Below are 15,436 nucleotides of genomic sequence, written 5' to 3'. Positions count from 1 at the left end.
GCTGGCCGGATCCCACGCTCGGGAGCGAGCAGACTTGGCGTTTCGGCGCCGCATTCTGGTCCCGTGGTCATGCGTGGTGACGCAACAGGAGTGTCGTCCACGGGCGAGCGGCGCACCGTATCAAGGTGTAACGAATTGCAGCGGGGAACCCGCGGGCGCTTCCGGGAAAACCCGGAGAAGCTCGCCGCGACGAGGGGATAAAACGGGGAATGATCAAGAGCCGGCGAACGCCGGCAGGCGGGATTTACGCGTGGTTACAAAGCTGACGCGTGCGCGCCGCGGGGCGCGGCGCGCACGGCCGTCAGTCTTCGCGGCGCAGGTGCGGGAACAGCAGCACGTCGCGGATCGTCGGGCTGTCGGTCAGCAGCATCACGAGACGGTCGATGCCGATCCCGCAACCGCCCGTCGGCGGCATCCCGTGTTCGAGCGCGCGGATGTAGTCGGCGTCGAAGAACATCGCTTCCTCGTCGCCCGCATCCTTCTGTTCGACCTGCTTCTTGAAGCGTGCGGCCTGGTCTTCCGGATCGTTCAGCTCCGAGAAGCCGTTCGCGATTTCGCGGCCCGTCATGAACAGCTCGAAACGCTCCGTGATGCCCGGCACCGTATCCGATGCGCGTGCGAGCGGCGACACTTCGACCGGGTAGTCGATGATGTAGGTCGGCTCCCACAGCTGCGATTCGGCGGTTTCCTCGAACAGCGCGAGCTGCAGCGCGCCGATACCGGCGTTCAGGAAGGCTGGCTGCGACACGTCGACGCCGAGGCGCTTCAGTTCGGAGCGCAGGAACGCGTCGTCCGACAACTGGCCGTCGGTGTACTGCGGTGCGTACTTCTGGATCGCCTGCGTGATCGTCAGGCGATGGAACGGCTTCGCGAGGTCGAGCTCGCGGCCCTGGTACTGGATCGTCGCGGTGCCGAGCGCATCGATCGCCGCCTGGCGGATCAGCTGCTCGGTGAAGTCCATCAGCCAGCGGTAATCGGTGTACGCGGCGTAGAACTCCATCATCGTGAATTCCGGGTTGTGGCGCGGCGACACGCCTTCATTCCGGAAGTTGCGGTTGATCTCGAACACGCGTTCGAAACCGCCGACGATCAGGCGCTTCAGGTACAGCTCCGGCGCGATGCGCAGGAACATCTGCATGTCGAGCGCATTGTGGTGCGTGACGAACGGCTTGGCCGCGGCGCCGCCCGGGATCGGGTGCAGCATCGGCGTCTCGACTTCCATGAAGTCGGCGTTGTCCATGAAATTGCGGATCGACGCGATGGTCTTGGTGCGCGCGCGGAACGTATCGCGCGTTTCCGGCGTGACGATCAGGTCGACGTAGCGCTGGCGATAGCGCATTTCCTGGTCGGCGAGGCCGTGGAACTTGTCCGGCAGCGGGCGCAGCGCCTTCGACAGCAGGCGCAGTTCCTTGCACTGGACCGACAGCTCGCCCTTGTTGGTGCGGAACAGCACGCCGCGGGCGGCGACGATGTCGCCGAGGTCCCACTTCTTGAATGCGTCGTAGGTTTCCGCGCCGACGTCGTTCGGCGTCACGAAGAACTGGATCTGGCCCGACCCGTCCTGCACCGTCGCGAAGCTCGCCTTGCCCATCACACGCTTGAGCATCATGCGGCCGGCGACCGACACCTCGACCGGGTTCGCTTCGAGCGCGGCCTTGTCCGAGTCGGCGTATTGCGCCTGGAGATCGGCGGCGTGATGCGTCGGCCGGAAATCGTTCGGATAGGCGACGCCTTGCTCGCGCAATGCGCGCAGCTTCTCGCGGCGCTCGGCGATGATCTGGTTTTCGTCCGCCGCGACGGCGGGCTGCGTTTGAGTCGGTTCGGTCATGATGGTCAGAATTCGGAGTGGGTGCGGCAACGCAACGGGAAGGGCGGCGCGACCGCAGGGGCCGCGCCGCGGCGCTTACACGCCCTGTTTGAGGCTCGCGCTGATGAAGTCGTCGAGATCGCCGTCGAGAACGGCTCGCGTGTTGCTCATTTCGACGTTCGTGCGCAGGTCCTTCACGCGGCTCTGGTCGAGCACGTACGAACGGATCTGGTGGCCCCAGCCCACATCGGTCTTGCTCGATTCGAGCTTGTCCTGCTCGGCCTGGCGCTTGCGCATCTCGGCTTCGTACAGGCGCGACTTCAGCATTGCCATTGCTTCAGCACGGTTGCGGTGCTGCGAGCGGTCGTTCTGGCACTGCACGACGATGCCGGTCGGCATGTGCGTGATCCGCACCGCCGAGTCGGTCTTGTTGATGTGCTGGCCGCCCGCGCCCGACGCGCGGTACGTGTCGATGCGCAGGTCGGCCGGATTGACCTCGACCTCGATCGAGTCGTCGATTTCCGGATACACGAACACCGACGAGAACGACGTGTGGCGGCCGCCCGACGAGTCGAACGGCGACTTGCGCACGAGGCGGTGGATGCCCGTTTCGGTGCGCAGGAAGCCGTATGCGTATTCGCCCGTGACCTTGACCGTCGCGTTCTTGATGCCGGCGACGTCGCCGTCGGACTCTTCGAGCACTTCGGCCTTGAAGCCCTTGCGTTCGCAGTAGCGCAGGTACTGGCGCAGCAGCATCGACGCCCAGTCGCACGCCTCGGTGCCGCCGGCGCCGGCCTGGATGTCGATGAAGCAGTTGTTCGGGTCGGCCGGGTTCGAGAACATCCGGCGGAATTCGATGTCGCCGACGCGCGCTTCGAGCTTCTTCGCGTCGTCTTCCGATGCGACGAGGGTGTCTTCGTCGCCTTCCTCGCGTGCGAGCTCGAACAGGTCGAGCGCGTCGCGCAGGTCGCTATCGAGCGCCGTCAGCGTCGTGACGACGCCTTCGAGCAGCTTCTTCTCGCGGCCGAGTGCCTGGGCGTTCTTCGCATCGTTCCAGACGTTCGGGTCTTCGAGTTCCCTGTTGACTTCGGTCAGACGCGCAGATTTGGCGTCGTAGTCAAAGATACCCCCGAAGCTCGCCTGCGCGGGTGCGCAGGTCGAGCAGGGAGCTTTCGATCGCGTTGAGACGTTCCGCTTCCATGATCGTTCGCTGTTCTTGCTTCGTAAAAAAGCGGAATTATAGCCGATCGGCGGGGTGTCCCGGTGACGCGGAATGTGCTTGCGTGCGCGCCGCGGCCCTGTCCGGCGCGGCGCGCGTGCGGCCCGCGAGCGCCGCAGGCCGGTGGCCGGGCGCTCGATGCTCAGCCCGCCGCGTGCTCGACGATCAGCTGGACGCGCGTCACACCGTTCCACGTATCGGCCACGAGGCGGTACGCGATCAGCGCGCTCGCGGGCAGCGGCTCGGTGTGGTTGAACCAGATCGCGTTCAAGCGCTGGCGACCGCGCGCCAGCTGCAGCTTCAGATGCTTTTCCTTGACGAGCGACTGCGACACGACGTCGAACTCGCCGGAGAAAAGCGGGGCCGGAAAGCCCTGGCCCCAGACGGCTTCATCGAGCATCCCGACGAACTGCGGCGTGAAATACGCGTCCTCGAGCTCGCCGTCGGTCTCGATCACGCGCGCGAGCGCGTCGTCGGACAGCCACTCGCGCGCGACGGCCTCGAACGCGGCCGCGAAGCGCGGCACGTTGTCGGTGTCGAGCGTGAGGCCTGCCGCCATCGCGTGGCCGCCGAACGCGACGATCAGGTCGGGCTCGCGCTTCGACACGAGATCGAGCGCATCGCGCAGGTGGAAGCCGGGAATCGAGCGGCCCGAACCCTTGACCCGCGTGCCGGCTTCGTCCGCATGCGCGAACGTGAACGACGGGCGGTGGAATTTCTCCTTGAGCCGCCCGGCGACGATGCCGATCACGCCCTGGTGCCATTCGGGATTGAACAGCGTAATCGTGCACGCGTCGGCCGGATCGACGTCGGCGAGATCGGCGAGCGCCTGCTGCTGCATGCCGGCCTCGATCTCGCGGCGCTCGCGGTTCATCACGTCGAGCTGCTGCGCGAGGTCCCATGCGCGGCCGATGTCGTCGGTGATCAGGCATTCGATGCCGAGCGACATATCGGAGAGCCGCCCGGCGGCGTTCAGGCGCGGGCCGAGGCCGAAGCCGAGGTCGAAGCCCGATGCGGTGCGCGCCTCGCGGCCGGCGGCGCGGAACAGCGCGGCGATGCCCGGCTGCATGCGGCCGTTGCGGATGCGCTGCAGGCCCTGCGCGACGAGCACACGGTTGTTGCCGTCGAGCCGCACGACGTCGGCGACGGTGCCGAGCGCGACGAGGTCGAGCAGACCGTCGAGGCGCGGCTCGGCTTCCTTGCTCGCGAACGCGCCGCGGCGGCGCAGCTCGGCGCGCAGCGCGAGCAGCACGTAGAACATCACGCCGACGCCGGCGATGTGCTTGCTCGGGAACGCGCAGCCGGGCTGGTTCGGGTTGACGATCGCGCGCGCGGCGGGCAGTGCGTCGCCGGGCAGGTGGTGGTCGGTCACGAGCACGTCGATCCCGCGCGCGTTGGCGGCCTCGACGCCCGCGACGCTCGCGATCCCGTTGTCGACGGTGATCAGCAGGTCGGGCTTGCGCGCGGCCGCGAGTTCGACGATCTCGGGCGTGAGCCCGTAGCCGTATTCGAAGCGGTTCGGCACCAGGTAGTCGATCTGCGCGCCGAACATCCGCAGGCCGCGCACCGCGACCGCGCAGGCGGTCGCGCCGTCGCAGTCGTAGTCGGCGACGACCAGCAGGCGCCGCTTGTCGGCGATCGCGTCGGCGAGCAGCGACGCGGCGTCGGCGCAGCCTTTCAGTTCGGTGGGCGGCACGAGGCGCGCGAGCGCGGTCTCGATGTCGGTCGGGGACTGCACGCCGCGCGACGCGTACAGGCGCGCGAGGACGGGATGCAAGCCGTGGCGCGCGAGCGCTTCGGCGTCGGCGGGCGCGACGGGGCGGGTAACGATCCGGGTCATACAGGTCGGGTTATTCGAACAGGGATGCCAGCGCGCGGCGGCGCCAGAACTTGCGCAGGTCGCCGCGCGTCGCGTGCAGCGTGACGGAACTCGTGTCGCCGCACAGCGTGAAGTCGACGCTGGCCAGCTCGCCGCCCTGCAGCGCGGCGAGGGACGGCGCGAACCAGTCGCGCTCGAGCGCGGCGAGCGCGTCGTGCCAGCGTGCCCAGTCCTGTTCGATGAACGGGGCGGACAGCGTCGGCAGCTCGACGAGCGCGGCGCCCGCGGCGGCGGGCAGCGCGCCGAATGCGGCCGGCACGGCGCCGGCCTCGGCCTGCGCGGCGCGCGCGAGGCCGAGCGCCGCGGGCGATGCGGACAGCACGCGCGCGAACGGCTTGGCGACCGGCTTCAGCGTGCCTTGTGCATGGAACCAGATCGAATTGACGGCGGGCAACCCGCGCGCTTCGCGTGCTTCGTTGACCGGATGCTGGAACCACGCCATCTGCACTTCGTTCTGCAGCTTCATCCACATCCGCGAACGTTCGCCGGTGTGCGCCTCGTGCGGCAGCCAGATTTCGATGTTGCGGCCGCTCGCGCGCAGCGGCGCGGCGCCGGCGAGGCGGGCGAGCTGCTCGCTGGACAGGTACCAGCGCGTCGGCTGCGGCGCTTCCAGCCGCACGCCGAGCGCCTCGATCAGCGGGCGCGCGACCGCCAGCAATGCGGCCGCGTCGCCGTCGTCCAGCGCGAGGCTGGCCGGATCGACGAGCACCAGGTGATCGTGCGCGATTTCGACGTGCACGGGCTCGACGCATGCCCAGGCCTGCGTGCCGGGGGCGCCGCCGTCCGCCAGCAGCATGTAGGGCGCGAGCGGCGCCTCGTCGGCGGCGTTGCCCTGGGTCGCGCCGAACTGGCGGGCCAGCCAGCGCTCGTGCGGCAGCGTACGCTGGAAGTCCTCGCCGGCCACGCGCTCGACGAGGCTTGCGCGCGCGAGCAACTTTTCGAGCGCGGGGCTGTCCAGCGTGTGCAGGGACGAGGCCGCATCGGCTGCCGACGGCAGCGCGAACGGAACGAGAAAATGGAGGCGTCGGTCGTGCATGATGGTGCGCATTGTATGGCAAACTGCGCGCGTGATCGGGCCGGCTGACGGCTCGATCGGGCCCGATTGCGTCCGGCGACCGTTTTTTCGGCCGCGCCCGGGCGGGCGGCCGCCGCCGGACGGCGCGCCGGGCGCGGGCCGCCATCCCCGCCGTAACCAGCAGAAAGGATTCGCTTGAAACTTCCGTACGAATGGCAGATCGGCTGGCGCTATACGCGCGCCGGCAAACGCACGACCGGCAACGGCTTCATTTCCTTCATCGCGCTCGTGTCGATGCTCGGGATCGCGCTCGGCGTCGCGGCGCTGATCGTCGTGCTGTCCGTGATGAACGGCTTCCAGAAGGAAGTGCGCGACCGCATGCTGTCGGTGCTTGCGCACGTCGAGGTGTTCTCCCCGACCGGCTCGATGCCGAACTGGCAACTGACCGCGCAGGAAGCGCGCCGCAACCCGTCGGTGATCGGCGCGGCGCCGTATGTCGAGGCGCAGGCGCTGCTCACGCGCCAGGACGCGGTGAGCGGCGTGATGCTGCGCGGCGTCGAGCCGTCGCTCGAGCCGCAGGTGTCGGACATCGGCAAGGACATGAAGGCGGGTCAGCTGTCCGCGCTCGTGCCCGGCCAGTTCGGCATCGTGCTCGGCGATGCGCTCGCCGGCAACCTCGGCGTGACGGTCGGCGACAAGATCACGCTCGTCGCGCCCGAAGGCACGATCACGCCGGCCGGGATGATGCCGCGGCTCAAGCAGTTCACGGTCGTCGGCGTGTTCGAGTCGGGCCACTATGAATACGACAGCACGCTCGCGATGATCGACATCCGCGACGCGGAGGCGCTGTTCCGGATGTCCGCGCCGACCGGCGTGCGGCTGCGGCTCACCGACATGCAGAAGGCGCCGCAGGTCGCGCTCGAGTTGTCGCATACGCTGTCGGGCAGCCTGTACATCCGCGACTGGACCCAGCAGAACAAGACGTGGTTCTCGGCCGTGCAGATCGAGAAGCGGATGATGTTCATCATTCTCACGCTGATCATCGCGGTCGCCGCGTTCAACCTCGTGTCGTCGCTCGTGATGACGGTGACCAACAAGCAGGCCGACATCGCGATCCTGCGCACGCTCGGCGCGCAACCGGGTTCGATCATGAAGATCTTCGTCGTGCAGGGCGTGACGATCGGTTTCGTTGGCACCGCATCGGGCGTCGCGCTCGGCTGCCTGATCGCGTGGAGCATTCCGTGGCTGATCCCGATGATCGAGCATCTGTTCGGCGTGCAGTTCCTGCCGCCGTCGGTGTACTTCATCAGCGAGCTGCCGTCCGAACTCGTCGCGGGCGACGTCATCAAGATCGGTCTGATCGCGTTCGTGCTGTCGGCCGTCGCGACGCTTTATCCGAGCTGGCGCGGCGCGAAGGTGAAGCCGGCGGAGGCGCTTCGCTATGAATGATCGCGCGGCCGCATTCGCGGATTCACGACAACCCATCAGACAGGATTCGGCAGGTATGCAGGAATACGTGCTTCAGGCGCGCGGGATTACGAAGGCGTTCGTGCAGGGCGGCTTCAACGTGCAGGTGCTCAACAACACCGAGCTGACGGTGCGACGCGGCGAGAAGCTCGCGGTCGTCGGCGCGTCGGGCTCCGGCAAGAGCACGCTGCTGCACGTGCTGGGCGGCCTCGACGAACCGAGCGCGGGCGAAGTGTCGCTGCTCGGCAAGCCGTTTACGCAGCTCGGCGAGCGCGAGCGCAACGACCTGCGCAACCGCGCGCTCGGTTTCGTCTACCAGTTCCATCACCTGCTGCCGGAATTCACCGCGCTCGATAACGTCGCGATGCCGCTGCGCATTCGCCGGATGACGGCCGAGGACGCGCGCAAGCAGGCGCAGGCGATGCTCGAGCGTGTCGGTCTCGGCCCGCGTGCGAAGCACCGGCCGGGCGAGCTGTCGGGCGGCGAGCGGCAGCGCGTCGCGATCGCGCGCGCGCTCGTGACGAAGCCGGCCTGCGTGCTCGCGGACGAGCCGACCGGCAACCTCGACGGCACGACGGCCGATACTGTGTTCAACCTGATGCTCGAATTGTCCGAGACGCTCGAAACGAGCTTCGTGATCGTCACGCACGATCCCGAGCTCGCCGCGCGCTGCGACCGCATCATGCGTCTGCGCGACGGCGTGCTGCACGAGGAGCCGGTGCTGCCGGTGTGAACGAAGGCCTTGCGCCGCGCTGCCGGGTGAACTCCGGCGCCGCGGCGAAGGCGCAGGAAGCCACCATGTGGATCGATACGCATTGCCATCTCGATGCCGCCGAATTCGACGCCGATCGCGACGTGGTCGCACAGGCGGCGCGCGCGGCCGGCGTGTCGCGCATCGTGATCCCGAGCGTCGGGCGCGACAATTTCACGACGGTGCGCGAACTGGCGCAGCGCACGCCGGGCGCGGTCTATGCGCTCGGCATCCATCCGATGTTTACGCCGCGAGCGCGCGACGAGGATCTCGACCGGCTGCGCATGGAGATCGAGGCGAGTCTCGACGATCCGCGCTTCGTCGCGATCGGCGAGATCGGTCTTGACTACTTCGTGCCGGGGCTCGACGAAGACCGGCAGCAGTTCTTCTATCAGGGGCAGCTCAGGCTCGCGCGCGAATTCGACCTGCCGGTGCTGTGCCACGTGCGCAAGTCGCAGGACCGTGTGCTGGCCGGGCTGCGCCGCTTCGGCGTGCGGCGCGGTATCGCGCATGCGTTCAACGGCAGTTTCCAGCAGGCCGACGCCTATCTCGCACAAGGGCTGCATCTCGGTTTCGGTGGCAACGTGACGTTCGGACGCGCGCTGCAGATTCGCCGGCTCGCCGCGCAGTTGCCGCTCGACGCGATCGTCGTCGAGACGGACGCGCCAGACATCGCACCCGAGTGGGCGTACAAATCCCGCAACGCGCCCGACCAGGTGCCGCGCATCGGCGAGGTGCTCGCCGAGCTGCGCGGGACCGACGCGCACGCGCTGTCCCTATCCACAACGGCTAACGCGCTCGCCGCGCTGCCGCGTCTCGCACTTTCGTCCGCATAATCGTTGCCGGAAGGCGTCGTCTCGAGAACGGCGGCGCCAGGTCGACGAGGAGGCGCGATGCGCGTGTGGTGGATCGCGTTCGCGCTCGGCGTCGTCGTGCTGCAGCGGCAGGCGGCGTTGCCGGGCGCGGGCGTCTGGACAGGCGAGGCGGCCGTGGTGGCCGGTTGCGGCGCGCTGCTCGCATGGTGCGCACGGCGCCGTCGAACCCGCGCGATCGTCGCGTTCCGTTGGCTGCTGTGCGCAAGCGCTGCCGGTGCGATTGGATTCGGCTACGCGGCCGCGCGCGCCGAATGGCGGCTTCGCGACAGCCTGCCCGTCGAGTGGGAAGGGCGCGACATCGTCGTCACGGGTGTGATCCGCGGGTTGCCGGTGATCGACGACACCGGCGCGCGACTGTTGTTTGCCGTCGAATCGAACGACGCCAGGCTCGCCCGTTTCCCGCCGGTGATCCGGCTATCATGGCGCACGTACCGCGCGCCCGTCGCACGCGATGCGATTCCCGATTTGCGCGCCGCGCAGCGCTGGCGTCTCGTCGTGCGGCTGAAGCGAGCGCATGCCGAGGCGAATCCCGGCGTGCGCGACAGCGAGGCGGCGTGGCTTGCCGCAGGCATTCGTGCGATCGGCTATGTCGTCGCGCCCGAGCGGGCGGAATTGCTCGACGCACACGCAGCGGGGTGGCGCGCGTCGATCGATCGGCTGCGGGACGCGCTGCGCATGCGTATCGGCGACGCGCTCGGCAGCGGCGCAAGCCATCGCGGCATCGTGACCGCGCTCGCGGTCGGCGATCAATCCGACATCGGCGACGACGACTGGCGCGTGCTGCGCAATACGGGCACGAGCCATCTGGTTGCGATTTCGGGCCTGCACGTCGGGCTCGTCGGCGCGATCGCCGGCGGGATGGTGTCGATGGTCTGGCGGCGCCTGCGCTGGCGCGGACGTGCCGCGGCGCTCGTGATGCCGGCGCCGTACGTGGCTTCCCTGGCGGCGCTGACGGCCGCCGCCGGTTATGCGGCGCTTGCCGGCTTCAACGTGCCGGCGCAGCGCGCGTGGTGGATGATCGCGGGCGGCGCGGCGGCCTATCTGGCCGGACGCAGCGTGCCGACGTCCGCGGTGTTGTGCGCGGCGCTCGGCGGCGTGCTGCTGACCGATCCGTGGGCGGTGCTGTCGGCCGGGTTCTGGCTGTCGTTCGGGGCGGTCGCCGTGATCCTGATGGTCGTGGCGGGCTGGCGCGCGGTGCGCGAATTCGACGGCGGCGACGACAATGCGCCGGATGATGCTGCCGCGGTCGACCGCCGGCGTCGGCTGCGTGCATGGTGCACGCGTGCCGGGCGCCGTATCGCGGAGGCGACGCGCGTGCAGTACGCGGTGACGATCGGCCTCGCGCCGCTGACGGCCGCGTGGTTCGCGCAGATCTCGGTATCGGGCCCGCTCGGCAACGCGTTTGCGATTCCGTGGGTCAGCTCCGTCGTGACGCCGATCGTGCTCGCCGGTATCGGGTTGCCCGCGCCGCTGGACGCGTATGCATTCCGGCTCGCGCATGCGGCGCTCGAACCGATGATGGTGCTGCTCCGGCACCTTGCCGACTGGCCGGCCGGCGTATTCTGGCTGCGCATGCCGGACTGGCCGGTGCTGGCGCTTGCGTGCGTGGGTGTCGTGTGGGCATTGATGCCGCGCGGCTGGCCGCTTCGCTGGGCGGCGCCGATGACCTGGCTGCCGCTAGTCGCGCCGGCGCCCGATGCACCGCCGCCGGGTGGCTTCCGGCTGACCGTGCTCGACGTCGGGCAGGGCGCGTCGGTGCTGGTGGAGACCGCGCGCCGGACCTTGCTGTTCGATGCGGGGCCGGGAGCGGAGTCGACCCATGCCGGTGCGCGGATCGTCGCGCCGGCATTGCGGGCACGCGGAATCCGGATCGTCGATTCGCTCGTGCTCAGCCATGCGGACGCCGATCACGCGGGGGGCGCGGCGGCCGTCTATGCGGCCGCCGAGGTCCGCCAGCTGCTCGCCGGCATTGCGCCGCGGCACCGGCTGTGGCGCGACGCACAGGCAGCCGGCGTGGGCGATCGGCTGCCTTGTGCGGCCGGGCAGCGATGGGCCTGGGACGGTGTCGTCTTCACGATGCTGTGGCCGCCGCGCGCTGCGGGTGCCGGCCCGTCGAACGAACAGTCGTGTGTGCTGCGCATTGACGCGGGCGGCACGTCGGCGCTGCTGACGGGGGACATCGAGGCGCGTGCCGAGCGCCGGTTGGTGTCCGACGCGCGCGACGCACTGGCCGCGCAGATCCTCGTCGTACCGCATCATGGCAGCCGTACGTCGTCGGTCGAGCCTTTCCTCGATTCGGTCGAGCCGCGCGTCGCGGTATTTCCTGTAGGCTATCGCAATCGTTTCGGGCATCCTCACCGGACGGTCCTTGCACGCTATGACGCGCGCGGGATTCCGCTACCGCGCACCGATCGCGACGGGGCCGTGCGGTTCGACGTCGCGCCGGCAGACGGCGGCTTCGCGTTCGAGCGCTATCGCGATGCGCAGCGACGGTACTGGATGGGCCGGTGATCGGCGCGACTGCACACGTCAGGAAAAGGACTGGAGTAAGTGCTGGGGCAGCAGCTTCGGTCGACCACGAAGCATGGGACGGGGGTAAGTGCCAAAGCACCAACTTCGGTCGACCGCGAAGCATGGGCCGGGGGTAAGTGCTAAAGCACCAACTCCGGTCGACCGCGAAGCATGGGACGGGGGTAAGTGCTAAAGCACCAACTCCGGTCGACCGCGAAGCATGGGACCGGAGTAAGCGCTAAAGCGCTAACTCCGGTCGACAAAGGAGACATCGGCGTTTGAAAGACATCCTCCACTTCTCGCATGCGAACGGTTTCCCGGCCTCGACGTACCGGACGATCTTCGCCGAGCTGGCAGACGACTACGAACTACGCTACATCGAGCGCATCGGCCACGATCGCCGCTACCCGGTGACGCGCGACTGGCCGCATCTCGTCGAGCAGCTGCTCGACGATATCGGCAGCCGCTACGAGCGCCCGGTCTGGCTCGTCGGCCATTCGCTCGGCGGCTACCTGTCGCTGATGGCCGCGCTGAAAAAGCCGCAATGGGTGCGCGGCGTGGTGATGATCGATTCGCCGATCATCGCGGGGTGGCGCGCCGGCGCGCTGCGTGCGAGCCAGTGGGCCGGACTCGACGAGCGGCTGTCGCCGGCGGCCGCGACGCGCAACCGGCGCACACGCTGGACGAGCCGCGACGAAGTCTGGCGGCACTTCCACGAGAAACCGGCGTTCGCTCGCTGGGACGAGCGGATGCTGTCCGACTATATCGACTACGGCATTCCGCAGGCGGGCACCGACGGCGAACGCGCGCTCGCCTTCGACCGGCAGGTCGAATACCTGATCTACCGGACATTGCCGCACACGCTCGGCCCGCGGCTCGCGCACGGCGCGCCGGTGCCACTTGGTTTTCTCGCCGGCACGCGCTCGCGCGAAGTGCGGCAGGTCGGGCTCGAGGCGACGCGCCGCGCGGCGCGCGGGCGAATCGAATGGCTCGAGGGCAGCCACCTGTTCCCGATGGAGCGGCCTATCGAGACGGCCCGCGCATTGCAGCGGATGCTGAGCTCGCTGAAGGTGGCGGAGGAAGGCGTACCGCGCGACAGCGTGGCGCTCGCGAAGCGCGCCTGACGCGGCCCGGTGGACCGCGTTGCGCATGCGCGGTTGCGCCGACCAGCCGGCCGTTTCGCCCGGGCGCGCACGGCTGGCGCGGCACTGCGCGAAAGGGCGGGATCATCGCGTCAATTGCTGAGAGAAGGGCGGGCTTTACGGTATAATCCGTTTTTCCCGCGAGCATCCAGCGATGACCAAATATGTTTTCGTCACCGGCGGCGTAGTTTCTTCCCTTGGCAAGGGTATTGCCGCCGCTTCCCTCGCCGCGATCCTCGAATCGCGCGGTCTGAAAGTCACCCTCCTCAAACTCGATCCCTACATCAACGTCGACCCCGGCACGATGAGCCCGTTTCAGCACGGCGAAGTGTTCGTGACGGAAGACGGAGCGGAGACCGACCTCGACCTCGGCCACTATGAGCGCTTCATCAGCACGAAGATGCGCAAGGCCAACAACTTCACGACCGGCCAGATCTACGAATCGGTGATCCGCAAGGAACGCCGCGGCGACTATCTCGGCAAGACCGTGCAGGTGATCCCGCACATCACGAACGAAATCCAGGCATTCATCGAGCGCGGCGCGGCATCGGCCACCTGCGGCGAGCCGGACGTCGCGATCGTCGAGATCGGCGGCACGGTTGGCGACATCGAGTCGCTGCCCTTCCTCGAGGCCGCTCGCCAGATGAGCCTGCGCCTCGGCCGCAACAGCGCGTGCTTCGTGCACCTGACGCTCGTGCCGTACGTCGCGACCGCCGGCGAGCTGAAGACGAAGCCGACCCAGCATAGCGTGCAGAAGCTGCGCGAGATCGGCATCCTGCCGCACGTGCTGCTCTGCCGTGCGGATCGCCGCATCCCGGACGACGAATCGAAGAAGATCTCGATGTTCTCGAACGTGCCGGAAGACGCCGTGATCTCGGTGTGGGACGCCGACAGCATCTACAAGATTCCGCAGATGCTGCACGACCAGGGTCTCGACCGGATCATCTGCGAGGAACTGAAGCTGTCGCCGAAGGACGCCGACCTGAGCATGTGGTCGGAGCTGGTCGAGAAGCTCGAGAACCCGAAGCACGAAGTGACGATCGGCATGGTCGGCAAGTACGTCGATCTGACCGAGTCGTACAAGTCGCTGATCGAGGCGCTGCGCCACGCATCGCTGCACACGTCGACCAAGGTCAACATCGAATACATCGACTCTGAAGAGATCGAGACGAACGGTGTCGACAGCCTGAAGCACCTGGATGCGGTGCTCGTTCCGGGCGGTTTCGGCCGTCGCGGCACGGAAGGCAAGATCGCGGCGATCCGCTATGCGCGTGAAGCAAAGGTGCCGTATCTCGGCATCTGCCTCGGCATGCAGCTCGCGGTGATCGAATTCGCACGCGACGTCGTCGGCCTGAAGCAGGCGAACAGCACGGAATTCGAGCCGGACACGCCGGAGCGCGTGGTCGCGCTGATCACCGAATGGTACGACCGCGACGGCAAGGTCGAGACGCGCACCGAAGAATCCGATCTCGGCGGCACGATGCGCCTGGGTTCGCAGCGCTGCCCGATCAAGCCCGGCACGATGGCGGAAGAAATCTATGGCAAGGACGTGAACGAGCGCCATCGCCACCGTTATGAAGTCAATAACCGCTTCGTGCCCCAGCTCGAAGCCGGCGGCCTTATCATCAGCGCCCGTACCCCGAGCGAGGATCTGCCGGAAATGATGGAACTGCCGCGTTCGATGCACCCGTGGTTCGTCGGCGTCCAGTTCCACCCGGAATTCACGTCGACGCCGCGTGACGGCCATCCGCTGTTCAAGTCGTTCGTCGAAGCCGCGCTCGCCAACAAGCAAGCGCGCGGAGGGCAAGCATGAAGCTGTGCGATTTCGAGGTCGGTCTCGACCAGCCTTTCTTCCTGATCGCGGGTACCTGCGTGGTCGAATCGGAGCAGATGACGATCGACACGGCGGGCCGCCTGAAGGAGATCTGCGAGAAGCTGAACGTGCCGTTCATCTACAAGTCGTCCTACGACAAGGCGAATCGCAGCTCGGGCAAGTCGTTTCGCGGCCTCGGAATGGACGAGGGCCTGCGGATCCTCGGCGAAGTGAAGCGCCAGCTCGGCCTGCCGGTGCTGACCGACGTGCATTCGATCGAGGAGATCGAGCAGGTCGCATCGGTCGTCGACGTGCTGCAGACGCCGGCGTTCCTGTGCCGCCAGACCGATTTCATCCATGCGTGCGCGCGCTCGGGCAAGCCCGTCAACATCAAGAAGGGCCAGTTCCTCGCGCCGCACGACATGAAGAATGTGATCGACAAGGCGCGCGACGCGGCACGTGAAGCCGGTCTGTCGGAAGATCGCTTCATGGCGTGCGAGCGCGGTGTCTCGTTCGGCTACAACAACCTCGTGTCGGACATGCGTTCGCTCGCGATCATGCGCGAGACGAGCGCGCCGGTCGTGTTCGACGCGACCCACTCGGTGCAGTTGCCGGGCGGGCAGGGCACGAGCTCGGGCGGCCAGCGCGAATTCGTGCCGGTGCTTGCGCGTGCCGCGGTCGCGACGGGCGTCGCGGGCCTGTTCATGGAAACGCACCCGAATCCGGCCGAGGCGAAGTCGGACGGCCCGAACGCGGTGCCACTGAACCGGATGAGCGCGCTGCTGGAGACGCTCGTCACGCTCGACCAGGCGGTGAAGCGCAATCCGTTCCTGGAAAACGATTTCAACTAAAGATCGAATGAACCTTGCGGCGGCTTCGCGCGTCTGTAGCGAAAGCAGTTTCGGCACGCGTGCCGTCGCAGTTTGAAGAATCCATCGTCATTCTCAGAGGAAACCC

General features: G+C 67.9%; 11 protein-coding genes. 7 read left to right on the top strand and 4 right to left on the bottom strand.

What is annotated here, in order from left to right:
* Positions 1-301 precede the first annotated feature (301 nt).
* The 4 genes from lysS to DIE15_RS25560 form a co-directional block, all read right to left on the bottom strand.
* Positions 302-1,828 (bottom strand): lysine--tRNA ligase, encoded by a 1,527-nt coding sequence (gene lysS, locus DIE15_RS25575; protein ID WP_057925225.1) that lies wholly within the window; start codon positions 1,826-1,828, stop codon positions 302-304.
* A gap of 75 nt (positions 1,829-1,903) precedes the next feature.
* A protein-coding gene (gene prfB, locus DIE15_RS25570; RefSeq protein ID WP_124834663.1) for a peptide chain release factor 2 occupies positions 1,904-3,008 on the bottom strand; the annotation gives its coding sequence in 2 pieces (ribosomal slippage) (positions 1,904-2,926 and positions 2,928-3,008; 1,104 coding nt in all).
* 160 nt (positions 3,009-3,168) lie between these two features.
* On the bottom strand, positions 3,169-4,866 hold the full coding sequence (gene recJ, locus DIE15_RS25565) for a single-stranded-DNA-specific exonuclease RecJ (protein ID WP_057925224.1): 1,698 nt from the start codon (positions 4,864-4,866) through the stop codon (positions 3,169-3,171).
* 10 nt (positions 4,867-4,876) lie between these two features.
* Positions 4,877-5,953, bottom strand: coding sequence for a regulator (locus DIE15_RS25560; protein WP_185734549.1), 1,077 nt, complete (start codon positions 5,951-5,953; stop codon positions 4,877-4,879).
* A gap of 162 nt (positions 5,954-6,115) precedes the next feature.
* On the opposite strand from DIE15_RS25560, the gene DIE15_RS25555 reads away from it, so the two are divergent.
* The 7 genes from DIE15_RS25555 to kdsA all read left to right on the top strand — a co-directional run bounded on the left by DIE15_RS25555 (position 6,116) and on the right by kdsA (position 15,330).
* Entirely contained in the window at positions 6,116-7,369 is a 1,254-nt protein-coding gene (locus DIE15_RS25555) for a lipoprotein-releasing ABC transporter permease subunit (RefSeq protein ID WP_057925222.1), read from the top strand.
* On the top strand, positions 7,362-8,120 hold the full coding sequence (gene lolD, locus DIE15_RS25550; RefSeq protein WP_057925221.1) for a lipoprotein-releasing ABC transporter ATP-binding protein LolD: 759 nt from the start codon (positions 7,362-7,364) through the stop codon (positions 8,118-8,120). Before DIE15_RS25555 ends, lolD begins: the two co-directional genes overlap by 8 nt.
* A 65-nt stretch (positions 8,121-8,185) precedes the next feature.
* Entirely contained in the window at positions 8,186-8,974 is a 789-nt protein-coding gene (locus tag DIE15_RS25545; protein WP_124834660.1) for a TatD family hydrolase, read from the top strand.
* Positions 8,975-9,031: 57 nt separating this feature from the next.
* Positions 9,032-11,524 (top strand): DNA internalization-related competence protein ComEC/Rec2, encoded by a 2,493-nt coding sequence (locus tag DIE15_RS25540; RefSeq protein WP_124834659.1) that lies wholly within the window; start codon positions 9,032-9,034, stop codon positions 11,522-11,524.
* A 278-nt stretch (positions 11,525-11,802) separates the two neighbouring features.
* Entirely contained in the window at positions 11,803-12,648 is an 846-nt protein-coding gene (locus tag DIE15_RS25530; RefSeq protein ID WP_057925219.1) for an alpha/beta fold hydrolase, read from the top strand.
* Between the two features lie 172 nt (positions 12,649-12,820).
* Positions 12,821-14,479, top strand: coding sequence for a CTP synthase (locus DIE15_RS25520; RefSeq protein WP_124834657.1), 1,659 nt, complete (start codon positions 12,821-12,823; stop codon positions 14,477-14,479).
* Positions 14,476-15,330 carry a 3-deoxy-8-phosphooctulonate synthase gene (kdsA, locus tag DIE15_RS25515; RefSeq protein WP_057925217.1) on the top strand — a complete coding sequence of 285 codons (855 nt, stop codon included), beginning with the start codon at positions 14,476-14,478 and terminating at the stop codon, positions 15,328-15,330. The genes DIE15_RS25520 and kdsA overlap by 4 nt, the downstream gene beginning before the upstream one ends.
* The last annotated feature ends 106 nt before the right edge of the window (positions 15,331-15,436 follow it).

Source organism: Burkholderia sp. Bp9031 (assembly GCF_003857965.1).
GTDB classification, from domain to species: domain Bacteria; phylum Pseudomonadota; class Gammaproteobacteria; order Burkholderiales; family Burkholderiaceae; genus Burkholderia; species Burkholderia ambifaria_A.
The sequence above is the reverse complement of the archived record's forward strand: the minus strand, read 5'-3'. Positions and strand labels throughout refer to the sequence as shown.

Coding starts and splice junctions, on each gene's coding strand:
- lolD (WP_057925221.1), top strand. CDS start 7,362: ATGAATGATCGCGCGGCCGCATTCGCGGATTCACGACAACCCATCAGA.
- DIE15_RS25520 (WP_124834657.1), top strand. CDS start 12,821: ATGACCAAATATGTTTTCGTCACCGGCGGCGTAGTTTCTTCCCTTGGC.
- recJ (WP_057925224.1), bottom strand. CDS start 4,866: ATGACCCGGATCGTTACCCGCCCCGTCGCGCCCGCCGACGCCGAAGCG.
- kdsA (WP_057925217.1), top strand. CDS start 14,476: ATGAAGCTGTGCGATTTCGAGGTCGGTCTCGACCAGCCTTTCTTCCTG.
- lysS (WP_057925225.1), bottom strand. CDS start 1,828: ATGACCGAACCGACTCAAACGCAGCCCGCCGTCGCGGCGGACGAAAAC.
- DIE15_RS25540 (WP_124834659.1), top strand. CDS start 9,032: ATGCGCGTGTGGTGGATCGCGTTCGCGCTCGGCGTCGTCGTGCTGCAG.
- DIE15_RS25545 (WP_124834660.1), top strand. CDS start 8,186: ATGTGGATCGATACGCATTGCCATCTCGATGCCGCCGAATTCGACGCC.
- DIE15_RS25560 (WP_185734549.1), bottom strand. CDS start 5,953: ATGCGCACCATCATGCACGACCGACGCCTCCATTTTCTCGTTCCGTTC.